This is a genomic window from Arthrobacter sp. AQ5-05 (genome assembly GCF_003287975.1).
Lineage (GTDB): Bacteria > Actinomycetota > Actinomycetes > Actinomycetales > Micrococcaceae > Paeniglutamicibacter.
The window spans coordinates 1-1,355 of the sequence record NZ_QMKQ01000077.1; the positions used below are offsets into that span (position 1 = coordinate 1).

A 1,355-nucleotide genomic window follows, 5' to 3' on the forward strand; every position below is an offset into this window, starting at 1 on the left:
TAGCTCTGCCTGCGTGCTGCCCGCAGCACCAAGGAAACCCAAAGAACCACTCCCCGTGGATGCCGCCGAGAACCTGGTGGCCAGCTCCTGCGGGACCGGCCCATGGTGCAACAGGGCCGACGCCTTCCTGGGCCTGGAAGGCCTGCACGTGCTCGAGGTGGACCGCCGAGATCCGACCCGGCTCGTCGTGGCAGTGGAAACACCCAAACGCACCGCATGGTGCCGCGGATGCGGCGCCCAGGCCAAGTCCCACGCCCGGCGCGCCGTGCCCATCCACGACATCCCCTCCCACGGCTCACCGGTGGTCCTGCACTGGAACAAGCGGGTATTCCGCTGCCACGAAAAACAATGCCGCACGGTGACGTTCACCGAAGAACACCACCGCATCGGACCACGGGAGAAACTCACCGTACGGGCCTGCCACTGGGCCCATGAGCAGCTGAAGAAACAAGACATCGCGGTCTCGGCGATCGCCCGGCAACTCGGCGTGGACTGGCACACGATCTGGGAGAACATCAAAGCACTGGCCCAGCTGGAACTCGCCGACCCCAAGCGCCTGGAGGGTGTCACCACCCTGGGCGTCGACGAACACATCTGGAGGCACACCGGCTTCCCCAGTGGCCGTGTCCTGACCGGGTTCGTGGACCACACCAGAGATGCGAAGGGCAGGATCCGTGCCCGTCTTCTGGACCTGGTGCCCGGGCGCAGCGGGAAGGCTTATGCCGATTGGCTCAAGGCCCAACCCGAGGGCTTCAGACCCGGGATCAAAGTCGCGACCCTCGACCCGTTCCGCGGCTACGCCAACGCCATCGACGAGGAGCTTCCCGACGCCGTCATGGTCTTGGACGCGTTCCACGTCGTCAAGCTCGGATCCACCATGGTCGATGAGATCCGGTGCCGCGTCCAGAAGGAGGCCACCGGCAAACGTGGAGTGAAGGATGACCCTCTCTACCGCTCCCGCCGGCTCCTGCTGCAGGGGGCCGAACATCTGAAGAAGAAGCAACGCGACCTGCTCACCGAACTGCTCGAGGCCGGCGACAAGGACGGCGAGGTCACCATCGCCTGGAGCGCCTACCAGGAACTGCGTTTGATCTACTACGTCCCGCATGCCGAGGGTCCCAAGCACCTCCAGGACCTGCTGAACAAATACGCTGATTGCCCGATTCCGGAGATCAAGCGGCTTTGCAAGACCCTGAAGAAATGGCAGAAGGAAATCATCGCCTACTTCGCCACGAAAGGTGCCTCCAACGGCCCAACCGAAGCGATCAACGGTGTCATCGAAACCACCCGGAGGATCGCCCGTGGATTCCGTAACTTCGAGAATTACCGCATCCGCTCACTGCTCTCCGCCGGCG

Annotated in this window: 1 protein-coding gene; it reads left to right on the plus strand. The window is 63.9% G+C overall.

What is annotated here, in order from left to right:
- Positions 1–55: 55 nt before the first annotated feature.
- Positions 56–1,355, plus strand: a 1,300-nt coding sequence (locus DQ353_RS21060; RefSeq protein WP_286166957.1) for an ISL3 family transposase, incomplete at its 3' end; no start/stop codon positions are given.